This window comes from Aeromonas sp. 102P (genome assembly GCF_051920345.1).
GTDB classification, from domain to species: Bacteria; Pseudomonadota; Gammaproteobacteria; order Enterobacterales; family Aeromonadaceae; genus Aeromonas; species Aeromonas veronii.
On record NZ_JBQBCZ010000001.1, the window covers coordinates 1287065 to 1310539 of the forward strand.

At 58.3% G+C, this 23475-nt stretch carries 22 protein-coding genes, 1 tRNA gene and 1 pseudogene; 6 read left to right on the top strand and 18 right to left on the bottom strand.

The features are described from left to right. Nucleotides 1-31: 31 nt before the first annotated feature. Both ACTG1K_RS06200 and ACTG1K_RS06205 read right to left on the bottom strand, forming a co-directional pair. A complete protein-coding gene (locus ACTG1K_RS06200; RefSeq protein ID WP_440004959.1) occupies nucleotides 32-1081 on the bottom strand; it encodes an oxidoreductase in 1050 nt (349 codons plus the stop codon). Nucleotides 1082-1216: 135 nt separating this feature from the next. Beyond that, complete coding sequence (locus ACTG1K_RS06205; protein ID WP_440004960.1) at nucleotides 1217-2380, bottom strand: multidrug effflux MFS transporter; 1164 nt, start codon at nucleotides 2378-2380, stop codon at nucleotides 1217-1219. A gap of 238 nt (nucleotides 2381-2618) precedes the next feature. On the opposite strand from ACTG1K_RS06205, the gene rdgB reads away from it, so the two are divergent. Both rdgB and hemW read left to right on the top strand, forming a co-directional pair. Then, nucleotides 2619-3215: an RdgB/HAM1 family non-canonical purine NTP pyrophosphatase gene (gene rdgB / locus ACTG1K_RS06210; protein WP_005340539.1), complete on the top strand. Its 597-nt coding sequence runs from the start codon at nucleotides 2619-2621 to the stop codon at nucleotides 3213-3215. 90 nt (nucleotides 3216-3305) lie between these two features. Continuing rightward, nucleotides 3306-4451 (top strand): radical SAM family heme chaperone HemW, encoded by a 1146-nt coding sequence (gene hemW, locus ACTG1K_RS06215; protein WP_425857593.1) that lies wholly within the window; start codon nucleotides 3306-3308, stop codon nucleotides 4449-4451. 215 nt (nucleotides 4452-4666) lie between these two features. Here the strand turns inward: hemW and ACTG1K_RS06220 are convergent, their stop codons facing one another. Then, entirely contained in the window at nucleotides 4667-4906 is a 240-nt protein-coding gene (locus tag ACTG1K_RS06220) for an alternative ribosome-rescue factor A (RefSeq protein WP_005340543.1), read from the bottom strand. A gap of 214 nt (nucleotides 4907-5120) precedes the next feature. Further along, complete coding sequence (zntR, locus tag ACTG1K_RS06225; protein ID WP_005341244.1) at nucleotides 5121-5576, bottom strand: Zn(2+)-responsive transcriptional regulator; 456 nt, start codon at nucleotides 5574-5576, stop codon at nucleotides 5121-5123. Between the two features lie 415 nt (nucleotides 5577-5991). On the opposite strand from zntR, the gene purH reads away from it, so the two are divergent. The 4 genes from purH (at nucleotide 5992) to ACTG1K_RS06245 (ending at nucleotide 10175) form a co-directional block, all read left to right on the top strand. After that, the gene (gene purH / locus ACTG1K_RS06230; RefSeq protein WP_201976323.1) at nucleotides 5992-7584 is read left to right on the top strand and encodes a bifunctional phosphoribosylaminoimidazolecarboxamide formyltransferase/IMP cyclohydrolase; all 1593 of its coding nucleotides are present in this window, start codon (nucleotides 5992-5994) and stop codon (nucleotides 7582-7584) included. A 114-nt stretch (nucleotides 7585-7698) separates the two neighbouring features. Next, the gene (purD, locus tag ACTG1K_RS06235) at nucleotides 7699-8985 is read left to right on the top strand and encodes a phosphoribosylamine--glycine ligase (RefSeq protein WP_058056774.1); all 1287 of its coding nucleotides are present in this window, start codon (nucleotides 7699-7701) and stop codon (nucleotides 8983-8985) included. Between the two features lie 277 nt (nucleotides 8986-9262). Then, entirely contained in the window at nucleotides 9263-9637 is a 375-nt protein-coding gene (locus tag ACTG1K_RS06240) for a cytochrome b562 (protein WP_005349056.1), read from the top strand. Then, on the top strand, nucleotides 9618-10175 hold the full coding sequence (locus tag ACTG1K_RS06245) for a cytochrome b/b6 domain-containing protein (RefSeq protein WP_043825875.1): 558 nt from the start codon (nucleotides 9618-9620) through the stop codon (nucleotides 10173-10175). Before ACTG1K_RS06240 ends, ACTG1K_RS06245 begins: the two co-directional genes overlap by 20 nt. A 365-nt stretch (nucleotides 10176-10540) precedes the next feature. Here ACTG1K_RS06245 and ACTG1K_RS06250 read toward each other — a convergent pair whose 3' ends face one another. The 14 genes and pseudogenes from ACTG1K_RS06250 to ACTG1K_RS06315 all read right to left on the bottom strand — a co-directional run bounded on the left by ACTG1K_RS06250 (nucleotide 10541) and on the right by ACTG1K_RS06315 (nucleotide 23465). Then, nucleotides 10541-10780, bottom strand: a complete 240-nt coding sequence (locus ACTG1K_RS06250; protein ID WP_033138236.1) for a hypothetical protein — start codon at nucleotides 10778-10780, stop codon at nucleotides 10541-10543. Nucleotides 10781-11002: 222 nt separating this feature from the next. Continuing rightward, nucleotides 11003-11341, bottom strand: a complete 339-nt coding sequence (locus ACTG1K_RS06255; protein ID WP_440004961.1) for a hypothetical protein — start codon at nucleotides 11339-11341, stop codon at nucleotides 11003-11005. Between the two features lie 447 nt (nucleotides 11342-11788). Further along, a pseudogene (locus tag ACTG1K_RS06260) lies at nucleotides 11789-11905 on the bottom strand (hypothetical protein); the annotation flags it as partial. An 80-nt stretch (nucleotides 11906-11985) separates the two neighbouring features. Beyond that, the gene (locus tag ACTG1K_RS06265; RefSeq protein WP_440004962.1) at nucleotides 11986-14127 is read right to left on the bottom strand and encodes a phage tail tape measure protein; all 2142 of its coding nucleotides are present in this window, start codon (nucleotides 14125-14127) and stop codon (nucleotides 11986-11988) included. A 123-nt stretch (nucleotides 14128-14250) separates the two neighbouring features. Beyond that, the gene (locus ACTG1K_RS06270; RefSeq protein WP_050490103.1) at nucleotides 14251-14535 is read right to left on the bottom strand and encodes a phage tail assembly protein; all 285 of its coding nucleotides are present in this window, start codon (nucleotides 14533-14535) and stop codon (nucleotides 14251-14253) included. Between the two features lie 197 nt (nucleotides 14536-14732). After that, nucleotides 14733-15467, bottom strand: a complete 735-nt coding sequence (locus ACTG1K_RS06275; RefSeq protein ID WP_440004963.1) for a hypothetical protein — start codon at nucleotides 15465-15467, stop codon at nucleotides 14733-14735. Nucleotides 15468-16019: 552 nt separating this feature from the next. Then, nucleotides 16020-18860, bottom strand: a complete 2841-nt coding sequence (locus ACTG1K_RS06280) for a DUF927 domain-containing protein (RefSeq protein ID WP_440004964.1) — start codon at nucleotides 18858-18860, stop codon at nucleotides 16020-16022. Further along, the gene (locus ACTG1K_RS06285; protein WP_033138239.1) at nucleotides 18857-19111 is read right to left on the bottom strand and encodes a hypothetical protein; all 255 of its coding nucleotides are present in this window, start codon (nucleotides 19109-19111) and stop codon (nucleotides 18857-18859) included. The genes ACTG1K_RS06280 and ACTG1K_RS06285 overlap by 4 nt, the downstream gene beginning before the upstream one ends. Then, nucleotides 19108-19275, bottom strand: coding sequence for a hypothetical protein (locus tag ACTG1K_RS06290; RefSeq protein ID WP_440004965.1), 168 nt, complete (start codon nucleotides 19273-19275; stop codon nucleotides 19108-19110). The genes ACTG1K_RS06285 and ACTG1K_RS06290 overlap by 4 nt, the downstream gene beginning before the upstream one ends. Nucleotides 19276-19788: 513 nt before the next feature. Continuing rightward, nucleotides 19789-20241, bottom strand: coding sequence for a hypothetical protein (locus ACTG1K_RS06295; RefSeq protein ID WP_440004966.1), 453 nt, complete (start codon nucleotides 20239-20241; stop codon nucleotides 19789-19791). Nucleotides 20242-20250: 9 nt separating this feature from the next. Then, nucleotides 20251-20484, bottom strand: coding sequence for a helix-turn-helix transcriptional regulator (locus ACTG1K_RS06300; protein WP_440004967.1), 234 nt, complete (start codon nucleotides 20482-20484; stop codon nucleotides 20251-20253). Between the two features lie 235 nt (nucleotides 20485-20719). Continuing rightward, nucleotides 20720-21649, bottom strand: coding sequence for a DUF6387 family protein (locus tag ACTG1K_RS06305; protein WP_323894323.1), 930 nt, complete (start codon nucleotides 21647-21649; stop codon nucleotides 20720-20722). Nucleotides 21650-21960: 311 nt separating this feature from the next. After that, nucleotides 21961-23211 carry an integrase domain-containing protein gene (locus ACTG1K_RS06310; protein WP_288030499.1) on the bottom strand — a complete coding sequence of 417 codons (1251 nt, stop codon included), beginning with the start codon at nucleotides 23209-23211 and terminating at the stop codon, nucleotides 21961-21963. Nucleotides 23212-23388: 177 nt separating this feature from the next. Next, nucleotides 23389-23465, bottom strand: a tRNA-Ile gene (locus ACTG1K_RS06315). Between the last annotated feature and the right edge of the window lie 10 nt (nucleotides 23466-23475).

Here is a 23475-nt window from a genome sequence, read left to right on the forward strand (position 1 = left end):
GGTTGAACAATAGCGGCCGATGACTCGCACCTTAGTCAGACAGCTTCTGACAGGGCAGCCGTTTTCCCTCAAGGTGGCTCTGACGGGCCAGATCCAGCAGTGCCATCACCGCCAGCGCTTCACTTGCTGGCACCGGGTTGCTCCCTTCGCCCTTGATGGCGGCGCAGACACCGCGATAGTAGGTGCCATAATCCCCCGCCTCACCCACCACGCTCTGCTGCTGCAACTGACCATCGACAATGCGGCTGAGCTGACCGGGTTCACTATCCATGCCCCAATCCGCCGCCGGGGGCCGCAAGCCCTGCTTGAGCTGATCTTCCTGCACATCCATACCGAATTTCACGAACGAACCCTGGCTGCCGTGAATGACAAAGCGCGGCATGGTGGCTGAAACCAGACAGCTGCCATGCAGAATAACCCGCAGAGCACCGTAACCCAGCACCACATGGAAGTAGTCGTCCGCCAGTGCGCCGGGGCGCTGCTCGGCCAGATCGGCCTGCAACCAGTCAGGTTGGCCGAACAGCTGCAATGCCTGATCCAGCACATGGGGGCCGAGATCGAACCAGAGGCCGGAACCCAGGCCACCCGCTTCGCGCCAGCGCTGGCGCACTTCGGGGCGATAGCGATCGAAGTGGGATTCGAACTGGGCGATCTGCCCCAGCGTCCCTTCGGCAATCAAACGGCGCACGGTAAGGAAATCCCCGTCCCAACGACGGTTGTGGAAGATGCTGAGCAGCCGCTGCTGCTTTTCGGCCAGCTCGACCAGCGCTTGCGCCTCGGCCAGATCCAGTGCGAAGGGCTTGTCGATCACCACATGTTTGCCTGCCAGCAGCGCTTGGCGGGCGAGGGGAGCATGGGTGTCGTTGGGGGTGGCGATCACCACCAGATCGACGGTCTCATCGCTTAGCACCTCCTCCAGTGAACCGACTCGGCAGCCGGGCAGATCGGCCTGCACCTTGGCGGCATCGCGGCTCACCACCCAACTGAGGGACAAGCCCGGGGTGGTGGAGAGGAAGGGGGCGTGGAAGGTCTTGCCTGCAAAGCCATAGCCCACCAGGGCTGCGTTGAGAGTGTGGCTCATCGGGAGTTCTCCGCTGACATCGAGTGAGTGGGGTTGCCATCGCAGGCAATCTGCCGGATGGCCATGTGCTGTAAAGGCGATACAAACGAGAAGGGGGCCGATGGCCCCCTGAGTGTGCCCATCAGAGCACAGGATTTATTGCAAACACAAGCTGCGGCCGCGGCGCGTCATCAGCATCACCAAGGGTGGCAGCAGCAGCCACATATGCAGCGCCAGCTGGCTGAGCGGGTCGTGCATCAGGGCGCCGGTCAGGCCAACCAAGGCGCCGGAGCCGCTCATCTGGAACAGGCCGAGCAGGGCTGCGGCGGTGCCAGCGCAGTGGCCGAACTGTGCCAGCGCCATCCCGGCGGCAGCGCCCAGAATCATGGCAAAGCCGATGCTGGAGAGGAATACCGGTCCCATCATCGCCAGCGGATGTTCGATGTGCATCGCCAGGGTCAGAGCGATGGCCGAGAGCATCAACACCAGCAGGCCGATGCGCAGGGTGCGTCTTGGCCCCACCTTTGCGATAAAGCGCGGTGCCATAAAGCAGGCCAGAATGTTGAGCGCGGCGTTGGCGGTAAACCAGTAGCTAAAGCCGCTCATATCGAGCCCCAGTTTCACCATCAGCTGCACCGGTGCGGCGGTGACATAAGCGAGGATCACCGCCATCGCCAGCATGCACAGCGCCGCGTTGAACAGGAAGCTGGGGGAGCGCAGCACCGGGCTGTAGCGGGACCAGCTGATGAGGGCCCCTTCGCTGCGGGTCTCCTCCGGGCGGGTCTCCGGCATCCGCCACATCAGCCAGCTGCCGACGATGAGCGCATAACCGGCCATAAACCAGAAGTTGGCAGACCAGCCTGCCTTGGCGGTGAGCCAGCCACCGAGCAGGGGGGCCAGCGCCGGAATAAAGCAGATGGCGCCATTGAGGTAGGAGATCATCTGACCGCTCTTTTTCGGGCCATAGCTGTCACGCACCACCGAGAAGGCGGCGACCGAAGTAGCGCAGGCGCCGAAGCCCTGCAGCACCCGGGCCAGCATCAATTCGCCGAGGCTGGCGGCAAAACCGGCCCCCAGCGCGCTCAGGCCATAGAGCAGCACGCCGCCCAGCGCGATAGGCTTGCGACCGTAGCGATCGGCCAGCGGGCCAACAAGCAGTTGCCCCAGCCCCATGCTGAACAGGAACCAGGTGATGGTGCCCTGCATCAGGGTTACTTCGGCGCCCAGCTGCTCGGCCATCTGCGGAATGGCGGGCAGGTAGATGTCGATAGCCAGCGGACTGAACAGCACCAGTAGTACGAGTAAAAGTATCAATGGCATCTGTCACCTCTTTAGTCAGCCAGGTTAATGAATTGGGGCGCGAGTCTACTGACTCACAGTAATGAATAGAAATGGTATTTAATCACTTTGGTTATTCCATTATGGAAACATGTATTAAAAAGCTGGTTATTCGATGGCGGCAAATCCCCCGTAACCCCATCACAGCGGGTGTAATTGACGCTTTTACTAAACGCTTGCGCCGCATAGAATGCGCAGATTATTTTTGCGGAGGTGCTCGATGAACAAGCTTGTCCTGGCAACAGGTAACCAGAAAAAGGTGAAGGAATTGGCCGCCATGCTGGCCGATATGAAGATCCAGGTGATCCCACAGAGCGAGTTTGCGGTCTCCGATGCCGATGAGACCGGCACCACCTTCGTCGAGAATGCCATCATCAAGGCCCGCCACGCCGCCCGTATTACCGGTCTGCCCGCCGTGGCCGATGACTCCGGTCTGGAAGTCGATCTGCTGCAAGGGCGCCCCGGCGTTTACTCCGCCCGCTTTGCCGGTGTGGGTGCCGGTGACAAGGCCAACATCGAGAAGCTGCTCGGCGAGCTGCAAGGTGCCCCCGAGTACCTGAAGAGCGCCCGCTTCTGGTGTGTGCTGGTCTATATGCGCCACGCTGACGATCCCACACCCATCATCTGTCAGGCGAGCTGGGAAGGGATGATCATCGACGAGCCGCGCGGTCAGCACGGTTTCGGCTATGACCCCGTCTTCTTCGTGCCGGATCACGACTGCACTGCCGCCCAGATGCCAGCCGAACTGAAAAACCAGCTGAGCCATCGCGGTCAGGCGCTGGCCAAGCTCAAAGCGGCGCTGGCTGCGGCGCACTGAGTCACTTCGCCACCTTGTTGGTTACACACGGTCAATTACACATAGTCATCTACAATGGGGGCCTTGAGCCCCCGTTTTATTGGAAGCCCCATGCTGCAACTGCCGCCGCTCTCTCTCTATATTCATGTGCCCTGGTGCGTCCAGAAGTGCCCTTACTGTGACTTCAACTCCCATGCCCAGAAGGGGGAGTTGCCTCACCTCGAATATGTCGCTGCCCTGCTGGAGGATCTGGATCAGGATCTGAAGTGGGCACAAGGGCGGCCGCTCTCCTCGATCTTTATCGGCGGCGGCACCCCCAGCCTGCTGACGGTGGAGGCGATGCAAACCTTGCTGGACGGGGTGCGGGCCCGCATTCCGCTCTCCGCCGATTGCGAGATCACCATGGAGGCCAACCCGGGCACGGTGGAGGCGGACAAGTTCGCCGGTTTCCAGCGCGCCGGCATCAACCGTATCTCCATCGGGGTGCAGAGCTTTCAGCAGGAGAAGCTGACCCGCCTCGGCCGCATTCACGGCCCGGAAGAGGCGCGCAAGGCCGCCGCACTGGCCCATGCCATCAAGTTGCCCACCTTCAATCTGGACCTGATGCACGGTCTGCCGGATCAGAGTCTGGATGACGCTCTTTATGATCTGCAGCAGGCTATCGACTGCGCCCCGCCGCACCTCTCCTGGTATCAGCTCACCATAGAGCCAAACACGGCGTTTGCCTCCAAACCTCCCAAACTGCCGGAAGATGACACCCTGTGGGACATCTACGAACAGGGCCACGCCATGCTCACCGCCAGTGGTTATCGCCAGTACGAGATCTCGGCTTACGCCAAAGAGGGCTATCAGTGCAGTCACAACCTCAACTACTGGCGCTTTGGCGACTACCTGGGGATTGGTTGCGGTGCCCACGGCAAAGTGACTGATCTCGCGGATCAGCAGATCCTGCGCACTGCCAAGGTGAAGCATCCGAAAGGGTATCTGGACAAGAGCCGCTCCTATCTGGACGAGCAGTGGCAGGTGACGGCAGACGATCTGCCGCTCGAATACTTTATGAACCGCTTCCGCCTGTTTGAACCGGCCCCCAAGGCGGAGTTCGAGGCCTATACCGGCTTGCCACTGGAGCGGGTGGAGACGGTGCTGACCATTGCCCAGAGCAAGGAGCTGATCGACGATCTGGGCGACAGCTGGCAGCTCACTTCTCTCGGCCATCGCTATCTCAACGTATTGCTCGAACTGTTTATGGATGAGTGAAAACTGGCTCACGATCTGGCTGCGAAGCCGTGATCAAGGTTCATGCGCTGCTCGGAAGCCTCACGTATATCTATACGCTCCGGTTCCTGCGCTGCTCTTCACCTCGCTGACAGCTTCTCGCAACAGGTCGTGAGGCAGTTTTGGCGAACCGTGTTTCGAGATAACAATCAGGGCGCCAATGGCGCCCTGATTGTTTATGGTCGGTAGAAACCCGCTCAGCAGCAGACGCGGATCATCTGCTGTTGGCCGGGCTCCCACCGCTTGCCAAATTTGGCCTTGCGCTGGTAACTCCCCTTGCCCTTCTTGTTGCGCTCGACCCGGCTGCGAAACAGCGGATCGGAGAGCAGGGCATGCAGATGGTTATCCTTTATCTCGCCGCGCTGATGGGCATAGTTGCCCCCTTGCGCATTTTCCTCACGGGGGAGGGCGGGTTGGTCGACCCGAATTTTGGCCATAATGGCTCCTCTTCTTTTCTCTTGCTGTGTTGATTCTTGTGTCTGGATGGCGGTTTTCACTGCGAGCGCCTGTGCAGGCTAGCGCCCGGCAACCGGATGCACTGGCACCGGTTAAAAACGCGGCGATTTTGTCACCAAATCGCCGCCGGAGCAATGCGTCGGGCGCGCCGAGTCAGTCACACTGAGCCAGGCACGCTCAGTCAGGCATACCATGTCAGCCGTGAACCGGGTCATGCTGGTCGTGGCTGTGGTGCTCGTGATGGGCCGGGGCGCCAGATTCCAGCGTCTCGAGGATGGCGCAGTGCTCCGCCGAGCGCGGCCCGCCGCAGCAGATATTGGAGAGCTCGCGCAGGTTGTCGCGAAAGCGGGTCAGTTCGATGATCTTCTGCTCCACCTGGGCCAGCTTGGTGTCGGCTACCGCTTTTACCTCCTGACAGGTGACTTTGGCCTTGTTGGTATCGAGGTCGAGCAGCTCGCCAATATCGGCCAGCGAGAATCCGACCGACTTGGCGCGGATAATAAACTCCAGCCGCCGCTTGTCCTGTTCGCTGTAGAGACGGTAGCCGGATTCGTTGCGGATCCCCGGTGAGATAAGCCCGTTCTTCTCGTAAAAACGCAGGGTATCTGCCTTGACCCCGCACGCCTTGGCCAGTTCACCGATCCGATACATGCTCTCTCTCCCCTTGAATGTATGCCGCAATAAAAACCGGAATCCACTATCACCCCTTTGCCCATGGATTGCCAGCCAAGGGCATAAAAGGGGCAGATAAACATCTCCTGGCGACCCTTTTTCCCATAAAACACTGAAAGTGCAAACGTTTCGAGAAAATCAGGTGGAAAACGTTTGACGCCGCGCCAAATAAGGCTTTGCTGTTTCAAAAAATCCACCACAGGTCACATTTTTTGTGTAGAATACGCGCCCATAACAGAGCGCCGCACCAAGCGGGCATTTCCTAAAACGCTTTTGCCGGATGTCGGGGCGAGAGTGGTTTGCGAAATCCCCCACTTCCATTTATTTGGGGACTCTCTGTGTTGAGCCTCGCCTCCCATGGAACGGTCCCCGTTATGTTGAGGACGATAGTGTGATGGAACAAGCTCGACCCATTCGCCGTGCACTGCTGAGTGTGTCTGACAAAACTGGCATTCTGGAATTTGCCAAGGCACTCAACGAGCGTGGTGTTGCCCTGCTCTCCACGGGCGGTACCGCCAAGCTGCTTGGCGAGGCGGGTCTGCCGGTGACCGAGGTCTCCGACTACACGGGTTTCCCTGAAATGATGGATGGCCGGGTCAAGACCCTGCATCCCAAGGTTCATGGCGGCATCCTCGGCCGTCGGGATCAGGATGATGCCATCATGGCCCAGCACGCTATCTCCCCCATCGATATGGTTGTCGTCAACCTCTACCCCTTTGCTGCCACCGTAGCCAAAGCGGGCTGCACCCTGGCCGATGCGGTCGAGAACATCGACATCGGCGGCCCGACCATGGTGCGTTCTGCCGCCAAAAACCATAAAGATGTCGCTATCGTCGTCAAAGCTGCCGACTATGATCGGGTTATTCGCGAGATGGATGCCAACGGCAACAGCCTGAAACTGGCGACCCGTTTCGATCTGGCCATCGCCGCCTTCGAGCACACCGCCGCCTACGATGGCATGATCGCCAACTACTTCGGCACCATGGTTCCTTCCTACGGTGACAACAAGGAGGGTGATGAGGAGTCCCGCTTCCCGCGCACCTTCAACAGCCAGTTCATCAAGAAGCAGGACATGCGCTACGGCGAGAACAGCCATCAGGCAGCTGCCTTCTACGCCGAAGAGCATGCCGCTCCGGGTTCTGTCTCCAGCGCTATCCAGCTGCAGGGCAAGGCGCTCTCCTATAACAACATCGCCGATACCGATGCGGCGCTGGAGTGTGTGAAGGAGTTCGACGAGCCGGCCTGCGTCATCGTCAAGCATGCCAACCCCTGCGGTGTGGCCATCGGTAGCGACCTGCTGAGTGCCTACGATCGCGCTTACCAGACCGACCCCACCTCTGCCTTCGGCGGCATCATCGCCTTCAACCGTGAGCTGGATGGCGCCACTGCGGCAGCCATCGTGGCCCGCCAGTTTGTTGAGGTGATCATCGCCCCGAGCGTCAGCCAGGAGGCTCGCGATGCGGTCGCCGCCAAGCAGAACGTGCGTCTGCTCGAATGCGGGCAGTGGACGGCTCCGGCGCAAGGTTTTGACCTCAAGCGCGTCAACGGCGGCCTGCTGGTACAGGAGCGGGATCTCGGCATGGTGACGCTGGGTGACCTGACCGTGGTCAGCAAGCGCCAGCCGACCGAGGCCGAGCTGCAGGATCTGCTGTTCTGCTGGAAAGTGGCCAAGTTCGTCAAATCCAACGCCATCGTCTACGCCAAAGATGGCCAGACCATCGGCGTCGGCGCAGGCCAGATGAGCCGCGTTTATTCGGCCAAAATCGCCGGTATCAAGGCGGCGGACGAAGGGCTGACCGTGGCGGGCTCCGTGATGGCTTCCGATGCCTTCTTCCCGTTCCGCGACGGTATCGATGCTGCCGCGCAGGCCGGTATCTCCTGCGTGATCCAGCCGGGTGGCTCGATGCGCGATCAGGAGGTGATCGATGCCGCCGACGAACACGGTATGTGTATGGTCTTCACCAACATGCGCCATTTCCGTCATTGATGGGTCAGGGGCTGCCGATGGCGGCCCTTTTGTTGTCTCTTTTCAACTGACTATTTCCACTGACTGACGGCCCGAGTGGCCGTCCAGTGACCACAAATAGAAGCGAGCGATACGATGAAAGTACTGATCATTGGCAACGGCGGCCGCGAACACGCTCTGGCCTGGAAGGCCAAACACTCCCCACTGGTACGTCACGTTTTTGTGGCGCCGGGCAATGCGGGCACCCAGCTTGAGCCGGGTGTCGAGAACGTCGCCATCGAGGCGACCGATATCGAAGGGCTGCTGGCCTTTGCCAAAGAGAAGCAGGTCGGCCTCACCATCGTCGGGCCGGAAGCGCCGCTGGTGAAAGGGGTGGTGGATGCCTTCCGCGCTGCCGGTCAGCCCATCTTTGGCCCGACCGCTGCCGCTGCCCAGCTGGAAGGCTCCAAGGCTTTCACCAAGGATTTCCTGGCCCGTCACGCCATCCCGACCGCCGAGTACCAGAACTTCACCGAAGTGGAGCCAGCACTCGCCTACTTGCGCGAGAAGGGCGCCCCCATCGTCATCAAGGCCGATGGTCTGGCGGCGGGCAAGGGGGTGATTGTCGCCATGACCTTGCAGGAGGCGGAAGACGCGGTGCGCGACATGCTCTCCGGCAATGCCTTTGGCGAAGCGGGCTCCCGGGTGGTGATTGAGGAGTTTCTGGAGGGTGAAGAGGCGAGCTTCATCGTCATGGTCGATGGCGAGCACGTGCTGCCGATGGCCACCAGTCAGGATCACAAGCGGGTTGGCGACGGTGATACCGGCCTCAACACCGGCGGCATGGGGGCTTACTCCCCGGCGCCGGTAGTGACCGCCGAGGTACATCAGAAGGTGATGGAGCAGGTGATCATGCCGACCGTGCGCGGCATGGCGGCCGAAGGCAACGTCTACACCGGTTTCCTCTACGCCGGTCTGATGATCGACGGCGCAGGCAATCCCAAGGTGATCGAGTTCAACTGCCGCTTTGGCGATCCCGAGACCCAGCCCATCATGCTGCGGATGCAGTCCGATCTGGTAGAGCTCTGTCTGGCGGCTTGCGCAGGCAAGCTGGATCAGAAAGAGGCCATCTATGATCCCCGCGCCGCCATCGGCGTGGTGTTGGCGGCGGGAGGCTATCCCGGCGATTACAGCACCAACCACCCCATCAGCGGCTTGCCGGTGGATGAAGTGGCGGGCGAGAAGGTGTTCCATGCCGGTACCCGCCTGGAGGGCGATACCAGCCTGACCGCTGGCGGTCGTGTACTGTGCGCCACCGCCCTCGGCCACACTGTGGCAGAAGCCCAGCAGCGTGCCTATCAGCTCGCTGGCCGCATCAAGTGGGATGGCGTCTTCTACCGCAAGGATATCGGCTGGCGCGCCATTGCTCGCGAACAGGAGTAACTGACGCCAGCAAATGGCTAGTTGATTCAGACCCCGCTACGGCGGGGTTTTTTGTCCCTGTTTACCGCTTTCCACCATCCTCATGGTGCGTGTCACCGGCGTTCAGTCAGTTACCAAGCGCAAACAAGCGCGGCATATCTGTCACTATTTGCCACAAAAAACAGCATTTTTCACAAACGTTTCACCATGAGTCATGGCATCATGCTGGTGATGAATTCTTGTTTGGATTCATAAGTACCCCTAACAATTCGAGCATGTCGTTATATAAGGAAATCCCATGTTGAAAACCGTCCGCCCCCTGCTGCTGCCCCTGATGTTTGGCCTGATGACCCTGCCTGCCGTGGCGGGTGATCTGGAACAGCCGATGAAGAAGATTGGCTTCAACTACAAGCAGGCCGTCAAGGCTGATGATGCAGCCACCATGGAGAAGCACATCAACGAGATGAAGGCCCAGCTTGATGTGGCCAAGCAGAAGAACATGCCGGCCGCCAAGAAAGAGAAATTCCTTGAAGGGATGAATGAGGTACAGACCGAGCTGGACGCCAGCCTGGCCGCACTCAAGGCGGGTGATGAGGCCAAGGCGCGCGAACATCTGGCCAAGGTCAACGACCTGAAGAAGGAGTACCACAAATATGCCAAGCAAAAAGGGTGAGCCCTTTCGCTGGGATCCGCTGGTTCGCCTGACCCACTGGGGTTTGGCGGCAGTCTGCATCGGCAACCTCTGGGTTAACGAAGCGGGGGAGGAGTGGCACGAGTGGCTGGGTTACGGCGCCATTGGGCTGGTCTCCTTGCGTCTGCTCTGGGGGCTCACTTTTGCCCGTGGCTACGCTCGCCTTGGTGCCCTCATCCCTAGCGGTGAGGATTTTCGCCAGCAAGCGCGCGAGATGCGTGAGCGGCAGCCTCCGGCACCGGGTCATCACGGTAGCGGCAAGCTGGCCGTGTGGGCGCTCTGGCTGGTTGTGCTGGCCACCGCTGGCAGCGGCTGGTTTCAAAATACCGAGACGGGATTTGAACTGGGAGCTGACGAGTGGCATGAGTGGTGCGTGGTGGCGCTGCAGGGGCTGATTGGTCTGCACCTGCTGGCCATTGTCTTTACCTCCTGGCGCCAGCGCAGCAATCTGGTTACCCGGATGCTGCCTGCCATCGGGCGTCGCTCGTCCATCCAGAGCGGCAGCAACGAGCAAACCTGAGGCTCAGCATTAGGCTCCTTGTCTCTGAGTGAGGCGCCTGATCCGGACCCTGCCCAGACCCGCCCATGGCGGGTCTTTTCTATGACCTCCTCGAGCTTATCACGGGACATTGCCCGATCAGCAGATGCAAAAAGGCCGCTCATGATGAGCGGCCTTTTCTAATTTGGTGCCCTGGGGTCTCTGAATTGTGTCTGTAAGCAATTGTTTTTAATGGGTTTGATGGTGTCTGCTTCTACGGTGGTGTTACCGTGGGTGTTACTATTTGCGAAAGTACCCCCTTGCTTGGAGGGCTGGTAGGGGATTTTCGATGTCTCAACACCCACGCTTCACCGCGGGCTGATGGCTTTGAAGCGCAGCCTCCTTTTTCATTCCTCGTTATTCGGTTCCGGCAGCATGAGCCCTCTCTCAACGAGAAAAGCGATCACCTCATGCCGGCGCCAAAGAGCCCCACCTTTTGCCATCCAGTTGAGAGACTCTGGGAACGGGGTTCCCTGTGCCGCCCATTCCTGCCGGCGGCGATAAAAGGTGGTTCTGCCGATCCCACCGAGCAGTTGCTCAATGTCGCAACGGCGGATCAACGCAGGCACCTGAACATTTTTTGCCATATAACCCCCATACCAAAAACATAACCCGTCTTGGAGCCACCACAGATCATGATGGCCATGGCAATACTTTATAACTCAGTCCGTCTCAATCCCTGATAGGGCCTCGATCTCGAGTGGCAGATATAAACATAAATTCCACTTCCAGCGCACACGCAGATATCAAAGATCGCGCGGTCAATGCCCCCGCAGGGGTGCCCCCCCGAGGAAGGACCCAGCCGAAAATCATGGGGTAGGCCATAAATTCACCCGCCCAGCTTGCTGCGCGTTGTAGGCTCGTTCACTGACTAAACCTACCCCCACTGCTCCGGCGGAAGACAGTGTGGGGTGGGTGGAGAGACAGCCCACCAGCAAAGTCTCGGTAAGACACATTCCCCAAAACGGGGAGACATTCCCCCAAACAGGGAAGATTGCTTCCCCGAAACGGGGATCCTGGCGTGATGCGGAACGGGCGTTGAGCACAGCGACGGCCTTCTCAGTACCAATAACTTCCGCCACCTTTTTGAAGCGCTTGGACATCAGCGCAATTGAAGCATCGTCATCAGCTTTCTTCTGGGTGGGCACTTCTTTACCTGAAATGCTTAATAACGGCAGGCGCTCAGGTTATTGTGGAGGGTTGGTGGAAGTTTCAGTTCTTGTGGGGCTGGGTGGTAGACCTTGCGGATTAAGCGCAGGTTTATACCCTGCTACAGATAAGGGTTCGCGGGTAGGCTTGACGAGTTTGGCGCCGAGTTTCCACACCGAGAAGGTGACTACCGGCAAGCAACAGCGTAGGTGGGGCATATGTCACACATCACGTGGGGTATCCGCAAATGCGCTGAGGAGTTCCACCTATCTTGTATGAAAGACCTCGGTATTTAGAGGCGAAAAACATGCTTTTTGATTGTCAGGTGTCATTGATGGCGGCAAAGCTCGCAGAGCTCCTTGTATGAAACACCGAGTTCCTTCATACAAGTATTCTATGTGAAAACAAGGAGCCCCCAATAATGCGATCACCAGGTAACCACGGGGTCACCTGGTCGGGTTATCCGGATAGATGACGGCCACCAGCGAGATCGCCTCTCTGGCAGGGCCGGTGTATTGCAGGTTGGGCTGCTTGCCGAAGCGATCCGGTGATGCCCAGCGGTATTCGCTGCGGTGGTGCTGAACTGGAAGGCCCCTGGCCGCAGCATCCCGCTGGGGCCAAGGGAAAGGCCGATCATTTCTTGTTACCCCTGAAAAACATAGCCATCTGGCATCATGCTGCGAGCGCTAATACCCTGCTGCCGCTTAAGTTCCTTTACCGCCTCTCTGGCTATCTCTTTTGGATCGGCCCCCGGCGGAGCGTTTATAGTCAGGTCGTACTGGTTATGATTTGTGATGGTTGTTGATCTCTTGCTTCCGGCTATTTTAGGAAGCGGGGGAAGTGATGGATTTGGAAGAGGAGCTGCGGTGTTTGCACCAGGCTCGCTACCTGAGCTGAAGCCAGCCCAGCTCTTGGTCTTTTCCCATGCGTCACCAATTTTATTTCCAGCACTTGTTACTGTGTTTACAGTTGAATTCCACGCACTACCAACCCCACCAGAAACAAGCGTTTTCAGCCCCTCCCAGCGCTTTTTAATGTCATCGATCAGGCCTTTGATTTTTCCAACCGCATAATCAAACTTGCCAACGATGTCATCCCACAGCGCGGTAAAGAATGGCTTCAAGGTATCCCAGTTTTCATATACGACGTATGCAAGACCAGCAATGGCGGTGATCGCCAACCCGATCGGGTTCATCAACAGTGCGCGCCCCATCCATATGATGGCCCTACCAACGAACCTGAACGCCTTGCCAAGTACGGTTAGCCCACCAGCGGCGGCTGTGCTTCCAACACCGGCCACGGTTGCCGCTGCTGATGTCTTGTAAAACAGGCCAACGATCGACAGCATCCCACCTTTCAGGAAGGTGAACGCGAACTTGGTGGCAAGAACAGCCAGTCTCATTGTTGTGAAGGCACCGGCAGCCATAATTACACCGCCCACCAGCTTGGGGTTTGCTGTAACAAAATCCCTTGTTGCTTGCACGACTGGCGTCAATTTATCCACCAGCTTGCCCACGGTCGGATCCAGCGCCCCGCCGATCGCCTTGGTCAGACCCCACACGGAGTTTGATAGCCCCTCGGTCTTTTCCTTGCTGCTGGCCATGACGGTTGCCCAGTCACGCTCCACCACGCCTTGGGAGGCAAGCACCTTCTGCTTGATCTTTTGGTACTCTTCGAGGTTCTGCAGCATGGGGCGGATAAAGTTTTGCACCTGCATGTCGCCGAACAGCTTGGTTATCAGCTCCTGATCGCCACCCTTGGTGATGCGGCTGATCTCGGCAATAGCTGCCTCGATGGGGTTAGCTCCGGCCGCCTGGGCATCCCGGATCACCTTGGATATATTGCCGCCCATCTTTGCCGCTTTCTTGGCAGTTTCCTCTGTCATCAATTTGGCGAGGAAGTTGGACATGTTATTGGCGGCTTCTGACTCTGATTTTGCGCCCTTGATGGCGATCTGCAGCGCAGAGCCCATAGTGGCAACAGCTTCAGTGCCGGTCATCTGCAAGGCTTGGAATGAGGAGCCAAGCCCCGGCAACTCGGCGGCCATCGCCTTGAATTCAAACTTACCTTCTTTGCCTGCAGTCACCAGCATATCTAGCGCTTGCAGCATGGAATCTGGCTTCACCTTGAGCGCGTCACCCATGGTGAATGAGGCTCTTGCCACATCCTCAATATCTGATCCGGTCGCCTTTGCCGTTTTCCCGATGGATTTCAGGTTTTCTTGCGCTTCACCAACACCCTGGCCAGCGGCAACCAGAAAGCCGAAGGCGTTCTTCATGTTCTCCTGGCTAACACCGGTTTGGTCTGAGAGGGTGACCATTGTGCCGCCGAGCTCAGCAACCTGCTTTTTGGTCATTTCTGCGGTCAAGCCGATCATCATCAGGTCATAGCTGAACTGCGATGATTGCTTGAACATGGCGAAAGATGGCAGTGCGATCGCAGCGCCTGCGGTTGCTGTATTGGCTATCTTTCCGCCGAGCTCACGGCGATCAGCCCCGTTCTCCCGCTGCTGACTCCTGATCCGGTTAAGACGCTGATGCGCCTCGCGCAGCCGGTCAATCTGGCTGGTAATAGCCACGTATTTTTGACGCAACCCATCCACATTACGGCCTTGCTTGCCGAATGTCTGGATAGACCGAGAAAGGAGCTTTTGCTGTCGTTCGGCATAGCGAATAGCGGAGCCAACCTCGTTGACTCCGCCCTTTACCGAACCAAATGCAGATTTGAGACTTGAGGCAACCGCCCCGCCAATGGTGATGGTTGCTGAGAGTTTTTTATTAGCCATCGTCTTTGGGCAGCCCCTTTATCCACCAGATAAACCGTGACGTGCGCAGGGCGCTGATCTCCGCCTTTGACCAGCCTGTGTGCAAGGCCAGCGCTAACACCCCTTGGCGGATGTATTCAGGTGCTAGTCGAGAAAAAAGGTGTAAACCCGCTGCAGACGACCATAGTCGCGCATCGGCAGCTTGCGGATATCGTCAGGCGCCAGCCCGCACAGGTTGGCAAAGGCGGTGATCTCGCGGGTTGCATCGTTGCCAGTCATCTGGGCGGCGATCTCTTGATCACCCACGGTCGGCTCGCGCATGCGCAGCACAGACACTTTGGTACCGCCAATGCTCGCTGGGCGTGACAGGGTGATATCGGCGCTGCCGTCATCGTTGATCTTCAGATATTCAGGGAGTTTGTTTTCCATGATCTCACCGGATTGAATGGATGAGCTGGCAGGCTTACCTGCCGGCGGGATTGACCTCGATTCCATGCAGAAATGTTTCAGACATGTGCGTGGCATCGATGGACACTGTTTCAAATCGTGCCGTTATCATGGCTTTGAGGTGTCTTCCCCTCCTCTTGGGGGATTTCCAGTGGTGGCAGCCACCAGCTGGCAATGGGTCACCTGATCAAGTTTTCCAAGATCCGGTCTGCCTCTGGCCACCCTCTACGCTCGCAGCCCATCAGGTACCGAAGGGTTGCCAGAGACTCCTCGCGGTTGCGTGGTCGGAGTTCAGCCAGCAAGCCAAACACAAACGCTTCTCTGGCCCATGACTCCATTCTGCTCTCGTAATAACCGCTGGCATCGCAGGCACGGCGCAACCGGTATAGATCGTCCCAGTAGGCCAGCTCATGCAGGCAATCGCTCAGGGTGTGCGGCATCAACTCCTGCTGTGCTTTGAACCGCCCAGCCACCAGCACTGGCGGATACTCACATTTGACCAGCGCCAGCCCGCGGAGTGCTTCCAGGCAGAACGCCTCTGCCGGTGTATCTTTCCACAACGCATCCCCGAATCGTCCGATGGCCTCAGCCCCTCTGGCTCGCCGGGTAATAGACTTCTCGGCCAGCCCATCCAGATCGGCAAACCCGATACTGCCAAGGCCTGCCATGATGTTGCCCCCTCTGGCCACCAGCCAGTTGCCGTAACGCTTCTCCAGCTCATCCAGCGGGGTAGTGATCCGCCCTGCCGCTTCTCTGGCTTGTTCAATTCGGGCGGGATCCCCGGTCTCTATCACCTGGCGCAACCAAAGTAGGGCATCGATCTCCCTGTCCCCTGTAACAACCTGCTTGGGTGGCAGCTCTTGAACCGCTGGCAATGTCTCCCCGCTGCGCTCTATGGGAGGCAATGTGAACATAGCCCGGTGCGTTGGGTTGTCAGTGAACAGCCCCGAGCGGCTTACGATGGCTTTCACCGTCCCCAGAGGGAGGCCAGCCAGAGAAGACACCTCACGAAGTGAATGATGGCGGCGCAGTTCGATCACCTGCTCTCGTTGTTCGTTGCTCAATCTCAATGCAACCCCCTGTTGCCTGAAAACTGTGATGTTGATCGCCTGCTCACGCTCTATAGCTTCCAAAAAGTGGTGGGAACGGTGGGAACAAGGGAGCAATGCCCGCTAACCCGCGCCATGACTGGGTTTCTATGTTCCCACCAAGGCCGTGAGGTAGTGGGAACAGGTGGGAACAACCTCAACACGGAGCCTTTTTGTTCCCACTGTTCCCACCTTGTTCCCACCATATATAGGACTAGGTGGGAACAGCTCTAACCCTTGATATATAAGGCTTGTAGGCTCACTGGGTAATATTGTTCCCACTGTTCCCACCATTTTTGCTTTGTTTCTTACGTGCGCGCATGAGGTAGGAAGAAAAAGGGCTACACTCGGCAGCCCTCTGTTTTCTTCTGGCTGGCGTTACTCGTCCTCCAACCCCTCCGCCTCGTCAGCCAGTACGCGCTCTGTCAGCAGATACGCCCACACCGAACCACTCATGCCGGGTAGCCTTGCCTTGCGCTGGAGCCGCCTCTTGTCCTTGCCTGTCAGCAGATAGCCAGCCTCGAGACACAGGAGCGCCGCCCGCTTGGGATCTCGTCCCTTGGTGATCTCGGCCCACCCCGGTGGCAGCACAAAGAAGCTAACCCCATCAGACTCTGCCTTACGGTAACCAACCATGTTGGCCGGACGGTGGCTTGTATCGAACCAGTCAGCAAAGCGGGTGTATTGGTGGGCAGTGACGAACCCGCGCACCTGCTCCAGGGTAGCTGCGTCCTCCTTGTTGCCAAGGTGGCCACGCTCTGCCAGCCACGCCTTGAGGCAGACCCGCACCGCTCGCAGCGCCTCCCCATCGGGCCAGCCTGTGACCCCCAGCCGGGTTGCCAGCTCACCGGCAGCCGCCACCAGCGCGAACCGGTTGATGGCGCGGCCTACCTGATTGCCAGCCCCCTTCGGCGTCAGTTCGGCGGCAAGGCGCTTTATCTCGCCCCGCAGGCGCTCGCTGTGCGCATCCAGATCCCCGGCCAATGCCTCGGCATAGGTTCGAAACGCGCTGCCGTGTTGGCTGTCGCTGTTGGCTTTGAGCGTGTCGGCGAAGGTGCGCCCGCTCTCCATACCATGTAGCCACTCAAACGCCCCATGGTGGCCGGTATCACTCGGGATCTGGATTGTGCGTACCTCCATCCCCGCCTGGGTGCGCTGGCCCGCGCTGGCGGCGTGATCTTCAAGACTCAATTCCCCGGTGGAGAGGAACAGCAAGCGCCACGCTTTGCGCTCTCTCAACTCCCCATCCTGCTTGCTACGGCCTTTGCCTTGCCCGTTGGCCAGCATGTAGGCCACTTGCCCAGCCTCTTTGCCGTCCAGCTCTCCCAGTTCATCCAGGCAGAGCAGAGCATCATTGCGCCGGCTGGCGATCCCCTCGATGGCGTTACCGGTTGCCCGCCATGTCTGGCTGTAGCGATCCGGGTTGCCATAGACACTGGCCGCGGCCTTCATGATGGTGGTCTTGCCGTCTGTGCTCTCCCCCTTGAGGTGGAACCCACCCCCCTCCATGCCTACCAGATTGAGCAGTGGGGCAGCGAAGGCGAGCGACAGCGCAAAGCACAAGCGGGAGTTACCCACGGCCAGTGCCGCAACCCTCTGTTGCCACTCGGCCAAGGTACCGCGTTCGGTAAAGTCGCTGGCTGTGCATCCAGTCGTTTGCAGGATCACCCCATCAGCTTCAGGCCCTATTGACCCTTGAGGCAGTACATAGGCCCGCCCATGCCAGCCGGTTCGCTCCACACAGGTGATCCGGCGCTCAGGCTTACATCTCATCAGGTAGGCATTCAGCTTGCGCTTGTGTTCCAGTTCGATGAATGGCAAGCCCGCATCCAAGAGGGCGGCAAACACCTCGTCGCCGTTGCGCGGTACCAGGGAGCGGACAGGCATTGCCCACTGACGAGATCGCCCGATACTATCCAGCCACTCCAGTAAGCGACCACAGCCCCGGCCTTGCTCGTCAGAGGTTTCAGCCAGTACCCAGATCGGGCTGGAGATCGGTACCCACTCTTGGTGCGCATCCTCACCCCGACCAACCATCATCAACACACAGAGGCGATCACCCCGGATCTCGAACCCCTCCGGCAACCTTTGCCCGCTCACCGTGCTGGTGGCTTGCTGCTCGGCGTGGAGCGGGATCACCTCTGCCGTTTCCTTCTGGCTGGCGCCTTGGGCCTGCTCAATGGACAGACCCTTTTCGCTCATCTGATTGCTGGTGGCTGGTGCTGTGCTGGCGCTCATGATGGCCTCTTGTGTCTTGGTCAGCCCATGGGCTTGGTGGTAGTCGTTCCAGTCACCGGCAACCGGTGGCAGGGCCACCAGCCCGCCAACGGCTGCAGCTGCTTGTTCGGCCTTGGTCTTGCCGGGATTACCCTCGGTGCCTTCGTCATTGTCGCCACAGAGCAGGATCCGGACCTCTGGGTGTTGGCGGTGGGCAATCTCTGCCACGGCCTGCAGGTTACCGGCATCCATGGCGCAATAGACTGTCGCTCCAGTTGCCGCCTGGACAGACAGCCCCGAGGCATATCCCTCCACCACGGCCACCAGCTCCCCACCATCGATACGGTGGAAAGCCCCGGCCTTCTGGCCGCCAGGCAGGTAACGCTTGTCCCCCTCTGTGTTGATAAGCTGAACGTTAACCAGCTCCCCCACCTCATCCCACAGGGGCACCACCAGCGAACCGGGTTGGTATGTCAGTTCGCCCACTGCGATGACCCGCTGAGTGAGCGGCATAGCCAAGCCAGACAGCGCCTTACGTTCCAGATATGGGCTGACCCCTTGCTTGATGTCTGCCGAGATGCTGGTGGCCCTTCGGGCGGCCTTGCGCCGTTGTTGCTCCGCCTGCTTGTGCTCTTGCTCCGCCCTGGCCTCTTGTTGCTGGTGGATCTGCTCACGCGCGGCAGGGTCAAGACCGCCATCCGATAAGCCCACCAGCGGGGCGATCAGCTCGGCGGCCTCTTTGGGCTGCCTGCCGGTCACCTTACCCACCAGATCCAGTCCATCCCCATTCCCGCACTGGTTACAAATCCAGGTGCCGCGCCCAGCCTTGTCATCCAGCCGGAACCGGTCCTTACCTCCACAGGCAGGACATGGACCATGCTTGCCACGGCGCGGGATGTCGATACCTACAGCCGCCAGCAGATCGGGCCAGTGGCCACAGGCTGCGGCGACCACATCAGAGACAAAACGAGGCCCTGTGACCCCCCTGATTGTCGAGGTCATCGTTCACCCCCTGTCAGTACGGCCACCAGCTCTTTGAAAGCCCGTTCATCCAATCCGGCTTTGAGTTCCCGCGCTTGCTTGGCTGTCACGGCTACTGCGGCGCCGTTAGCTTGGGCAATAAACCGATCTCGGTCTGTTCGCCAACTAAATGCGCTCAGGCTGCCGACTTGTGAGCGCTTGCCGGTGCGTGGGTTGATAGGGCCGGTGAAGGTGGGCTGTTCACTACCGCTGGCCCATGCGAAGTAGATCATGCCTCGCCCCTCTTATTGGCTGGCTGGTGGGGGTACTCATCAGGCTGGCTGATCAGTGTCACCATAACCGGCTTGCCATTCACTATGCGGCGCACACGGCGCAGGGAGAGGTCTGCCAGTTCGGCCAAAAACTCGGGGCTCGCCTTCTGCTTGGTCGTTCTCATGCTTGGGCCCTCCCTGTCGGAGTGCGGGACATGAATACCAAAGGCAGTCCAGCCAGAGCAGTACGGGCTTGTGCTTCAGTGTCAGCAACGGCGGTAATGGTGCGGATACGGCGCAGGTCTGCCAGCCGGCAGGCGCTCGAGGCGATCAGGAAGGTGAAGATCATTTGGGTTATCCCTACGTGAAGTTGACGCAGGGCGGATCGGGTAGCCGCAAGACAGTGCTCACGTAGGCAGGCACAGTGGGGGCGTTTTCTTTGGCTCCCGACCCATGCCCCCAAAACAGGATAGATCCCCGGCAGGGTGCCGGAAATGGGGGAAAGGGATACAGATTTTCCTACGTGAGTCACAGCTTGCGGGTGTCTAATCCGCCAGCCATGCCGCCACTTGTCTAAGGTGACGACAGGGAAGATCGTACCGTGTCGCACGGTATCAGGCAACCCTGTCCGCTCGAATTTGGGCAAGGCTGCTCCCTGGGCTATGCGCCCATTGGTTCTCGTGTTCATGGCTGATCCCTTATGCGGCGGGCTGGTGGTTAGATGCTGGCGTCTTTGTCGGACATGGAAAGCGTGCGATATAGCTGGATACCTGTCCTTGGCTCAATGGCTGAGCCCCACGCTGCTTGCGCTTTAGGTTCACCAGTTCAACCAGCTTTCTTGCCTGAGCGCGGTCGGCGACCCAGTAGCGCTTGAAGTGGGCCACGCCATCGCCACTATGCTGGTGGCTGAAATACTCATCGAGAATAGTGATCCCGTGATGGCGGCGCAGGTCGCTGATCGAGTTCCGTGGATTGAGGTCATGTAGCCCAGCCAGAGCCGACAGTGAGCTGATCCCATCGGTGCCATTCTCAACCAGATGGAGGGCCACCAGCTCAAGCTTGGTAGCGTCTCTGGCAGGCTTGGTGGTAAGATCCCAGTGCTGACTTGGGGTCGTGCCGTTCTGCGGTGCGGCCTTTTCTTTTCTGCTCATTACAGCCTCCTATGCGGCCACATTGCGGGCAGCGATACGGGCTGCAATCCATTCATCAATCTCCGCCTCCACAAATGCCACAGAGCGCCCACCAAGACGCACGGTTTGTGGAAAACGGCCTTGTGCCATCATGTCGTAGATGCTCGATTTGCTCAGGCCTGTGCGTCGGCATACCTCACGCATACGGGCGAAGCAGAGGGGGCGGGGGGAGTAGTTAGGTGTTCCATTGCAATTCTCCATCATGGTCGTTGCGGCCCGATTCGGGCCGATGGAGACGATTATGGAGAGACGTGTTTTCCTCGCACCCGAGACCGAGGCGAAAGTTATTTCGATGAAGATTTAGCTGGTTATATTTCCAGTGGATTCTATATGGCTCACTTTTCAGTGAAATCTGTGTTGTTTGGAATTCTCCATAATGAATGGGGTTGGTTGATGATCCCAACAAGGCCGAATAGAGTGGCCTATCCTCGAGCCGTTCCTACAACCATTCATCCCGAGCAAGCCGGTCTCTATTTAGTTTTCCGTCACGACCTTTCTGGCGTAGCCACAAGTTCACCATGTCCTGGTAGTCATAATCTGCAAAGGCAAGAGCAAATGGAATACGGGTGTCTGTCATGTGCTTTCCCATCACAAGGTCATCAGGAAAGATGGCCCGGGCAAGCTGCTCAGCACTGTATTCAAACCCCTTATACTTTGCCCACATCATCAGGTCTAACATAGGTATTGTTCGATATTCAATGATCCGTTTAATGGTGCTGCTTCCTACCTGACCCACTTCCCTTTTGGTTGGTTCTGGAGCTCCTAGGCGTTCTCGCCATCTGGGCAAAAGCTCCTTAATGTCTTGAATAATTTCTTCATCTGTTGAGTCGCGAAGAAAAACGCTAATGGCAAGTGTGTCCAGATCCAACAGTTCAGACACAGAGGCAAAAAAAGAATCTGTTTTTATTAGCGTGAATTCCTCTGGATTATCTGGGTCTGGTTTAATCAGCCCTGCTTCTTTGGCATTTCCATAGAGTCCCATCAAGTCACAAGGTGTTATCGCCATAACTCCTGCTCCACTTGGTAATGGAGGGTAGTCATCTGACCATGGAACAGGCTCAGGTAGTGGTGCAATCATGACATCAAATGGGCCGGGGCCAACGGACACAATTTCAGAGTGACGCATTCGTGGCGTATCTTCATCATGTTGTTCTGCGGACTCTGCAGGCTCGAGTATTATCTCCCCCCGCTCCAATGCCTGAATAGCACCAAATAGATAGCCATCATCAATTCCATCGTCTGACATACGGTAGGTTCTTACGCATACTTCACGGTAAAGTTCTGCATTTTTGATGTCTTTTAGTTCATCGTATTTTGCTAAATCGAACCATTTTGGTAATGGATGAATGGTGGCAGACCTTCTTGCCATAGCGTAGCTCTCACACTATCAGCCTAAATGGATGCCGGGTCAGGCGGGAGGCTGGCCCCGCTTTTCGATTGGCCGATCTAGGCCCGGCAGTTCTTGCGGCAGGTGGATGTTACTTGCCCACCGAGGCCAATTCTTTCAGGGGCCAAAACTGGACTGGTTCGGACGACTTCGGATGGTATCGACCATTCAATGGCATTCCGAATGGCATACTGGGAATGCCGTGAATCGCAGATTTCAGTAATGGCGCTGCATTTCGGCTTGTCTATGGCGGAGAGTTTCTCCGCCATAGAGGTAAATCCCTGTGTTTTTCGTCACTCGCCCACAACCTTCAATGCCCTAAAGCCGCTCGCTAATGAGAGGCTCCCTTGGCTGGCTTGCTCAATGTGTTCGCTCCACCACGTCATCATGATCACCCGCTGCTCAAAGTAGTCGGAGCGGTTATAGGCTCGGCGGATCTCGTTCTCGTCAGTGTGTGATAGGGCCGCCTCGATGGCGTCCGGGTTAAAGCCCTGTTCATTGAGAGTGGTACTCCCCAGCGAGCGTAGCCCGTGGGCCACCAGCCGCCCGCCATAGCCAAGCCGCCGTAACGCCGCATTGGCGCTTTGGTCGTTGATGTGCCCCATGGGGTCACGGTAGCCGGGGAACACAAAGAGACGGTGGCCGCTGATTGGCTTCATACGCTCCAGCAGGGAAAGGGCTTGCGGGGTGAGAGGTACCCGATGCGGTCTGTCCATCTTCATCCGATCGGCGGGGATGTTCCACACCTTGGCCTCGAAGTCGATTTCATTCCAGCGAGTACCGGCTGATTCACCAGGGCGCACCAGCGTGTGAAGGCTCCACTCAATCTGACAACGGGTTGTAGGGTCTATCCGACCGCTCGCAATGTCAGCCATCAGCGCGGGCAGCTCGTTTGGCTTGAGGGTGGGCATGTTCGTCTTGGTGGGCGTCTTGAACACCTTGCGAATGGCAGAGCAGGGATTCGCCTCCAGCAGACCATGGTTCACACAGTAGTTCATGATCTCGTTGATCTGGCGGCACAGGCGATGAAGGGTATCCAGAATGCCGGACGCCTCAACTGGGCGCAGCACCTCGATCACCTTGGGAGCGCGGATCTGGTCGATGGGAATAGCGCCGATGAAGGGCAGCACATACAGTTCAAGCGAGCGCCAATCACGTGTAGCCGTTTCGGGCTTGACCTTGTGGCGCTTCAACCCCATCCACTCACCGGCCATCCGCTCGAAGGTGTTGGTGCTGGCTTCCTGCTTGAGGCGGGCGATCTCAGCTTGTTCAAGTTGGTGGGTTTTGGGGTCGATGCCTTCGGCCAGCAGGGCGCGGGCCTGCCCTCGTCGTTCCCGTGCGGCGGAGAGGGTCACATCTGGGTAAGGGCCAAAGCTGATATTGGCTCGCTTCTTGTCGATAGGCCGGTAGTAGTTGAACAGCCACATCTTAGCGCCGTTCGTCTTCACCCTCAGATAGAGGCCATCCCCATCCCCTAGGTTGTATTCCTTCTCCTCGGGCTTAGCGACCCTCAGCTTGGAATCCGTCAGCTTGTTCTTACCCATGGTGTTACCCCCAACAGTAACACCAAAATCGGTGTTACCAGAGCCGTGTTACCATGGATGTTACTCTTTTGGCCGGATAGAGGCGACTATCTAGGACTATCTCGGACAACAAAAAACCCGCAAGGCCTTATGCCATGCGGGTTCTCTGTTCTTCTTCGTCCTTGTCGGACTGTGATTTGGTGGCCCCTGGGGGACTTGAACCCACGACCAATCGATTATGAGTCGACTGCTCTGACCAACTGAGCTAAGGGGCCAAATTGTGCG

Excerpts from the sequence above, each read along its gene's own strand:
- ACTG1K_RS06200 (WP_440004959.1), bottom strand. The coding sequence starts at position 1,081 with ATGAGCCACACTCTCAACGCAGCCCTGGTGGGCTATGGCTTTGCAGGC.
- ACTG1K_RS06205 (WP_440004960.1), bottom strand. The coding sequence starts at position 2,380 with ATGCCATTGATACTTTTACTCGTACTACTGGTGCTGTTCAGTCCGCTG.
- rdgB (WP_005340539.1), top strand. The coding sequence starts at position 2,619 with ATGAACAAGCTTGTCCTGGCAACAGGTAACCAGAAAAAGGTGAAGGAA.
- hemW (WP_425857593.1), top strand. The coding sequence starts at position 3,306 with ATGCTGCAACTGCCGCCGCTCTCTCTCTATATTCATGTGCCCTGGTGC.
- ACTG1K_RS06220 (WP_005340543.1), bottom strand. The coding sequence starts at position 4,906 with ATGGCCAAAATTCGGGTCGACCAACCCGCCCTCCCCCGTGAGGAAAAT.
- zntR (WP_005341244.1), bottom strand. The coding sequence starts at position 5,576 with ATGTATCGGATCGGTGAACTGGCCAAGGCGTGCGGGGTCAAGGCAGAT.
- purH (WP_201976323.1), top strand. The coding sequence starts at position 5,992 with ATGGAACAAGCTCGACCCATTCGCCGTGCACTGCTGAGTGTGTCTGAC.
- purD (WP_058056774.1), top strand. The coding sequence starts at position 7,699 with ATGAAAGTACTGATCATTGGCAACGGCGGCCGCGAACACGCTCTGGCC.
- ACTG1K_RS06240 (WP_005349056.1), top strand. The coding sequence starts at position 9,263 with ATGTTGAAAACCGTCCGCCCCCTGCTGCTGCCCCTGATGTTTGGCCTG.
- ACTG1K_RS06245 (WP_043825875.1), top strand. The coding sequence starts at position 9,618 with ATGCCAAGCAAAAAGGGTGAGCCCTTTCGCTGGGATCCGCTGGTTCGC.
- ACTG1K_RS06250 (WP_033138236.1), bottom strand. The coding sequence starts at position 10,780 with ATGGCAAAAAATGTTCAGGTGCCTGCGTTGATCCGCCGTTGCGACATT.
- ACTG1K_RS06265 (WP_440004962.1), bottom strand. The coding sequence starts at position 14,127 with ATGGCTAATAAAAAACTCTCAGCAACCATCACCATTGGCGGGGCGGTT.
- ACTG1K_RS06270 (WP_050490103.1), bottom strand. The coding sequence starts at position 14,535 with ATGGAAAACAAACTCCCTGAATATCTGAAGATCAACGATGACGGCAGC.
- ACTG1K_RS06275 (WP_440004963.1), bottom strand. The coding sequence starts at position 15,467 with ATGTTCACATTGCCTCCCATAGAGCGCAGCGGGGAGACATTGCCAGCG.
- ACTG1K_RS06280 (WP_440004964.1), bottom strand. The coding sequence starts at position 18,860 with ATGACCTCGACAATCAGGGGGGTCACAGGGCCTCGTTTTGTCTCTGAT.
- ACTG1K_RS06285 (WP_033138239.1), bottom strand. The coding sequence starts at position 19,111 with ATGATCTACTTCGCATGGGCCAGCGGTAGTGAACAGCCCACCTTCACC.
- ACTG1K_RS06290 (WP_440004965.1), bottom strand. The coding sequence starts at position 19,275 with ATGAGAACGACCAAGCAGAAGGCGAGCCCCGAGTTTTTGGCCGAACTG.
- ACTG1K_RS06295 (WP_440004966.1), bottom strand. The coding sequence starts at position 20,241 with ATGAGCAGAAAAGAAAAGGCCGCACCGCAGAACGGCACGACCCCAAGT.
- ACTG1K_RS06300 (WP_440004967.1), bottom strand. The coding sequence starts at position 20,484 with ATGATGGAGAATTGCAATGGAACACCTAACTACTCCCCCCGCCCCCTC.
- ACTG1K_RS06305 (WP_323894323.1), bottom strand. The coding sequence starts at position 21,649 with ATGGCAAGAAGGTCTGCCACCATTCATCCATTACCAAAATGGTTCGAT.
- ACTG1K_RS06310 (WP_288030499.1), bottom strand. The coding sequence starts at position 23,211 with ATGGGTAAGAACAAGCTGACGGATTCCAAGCTGAGGGTCGCTAAGCCC.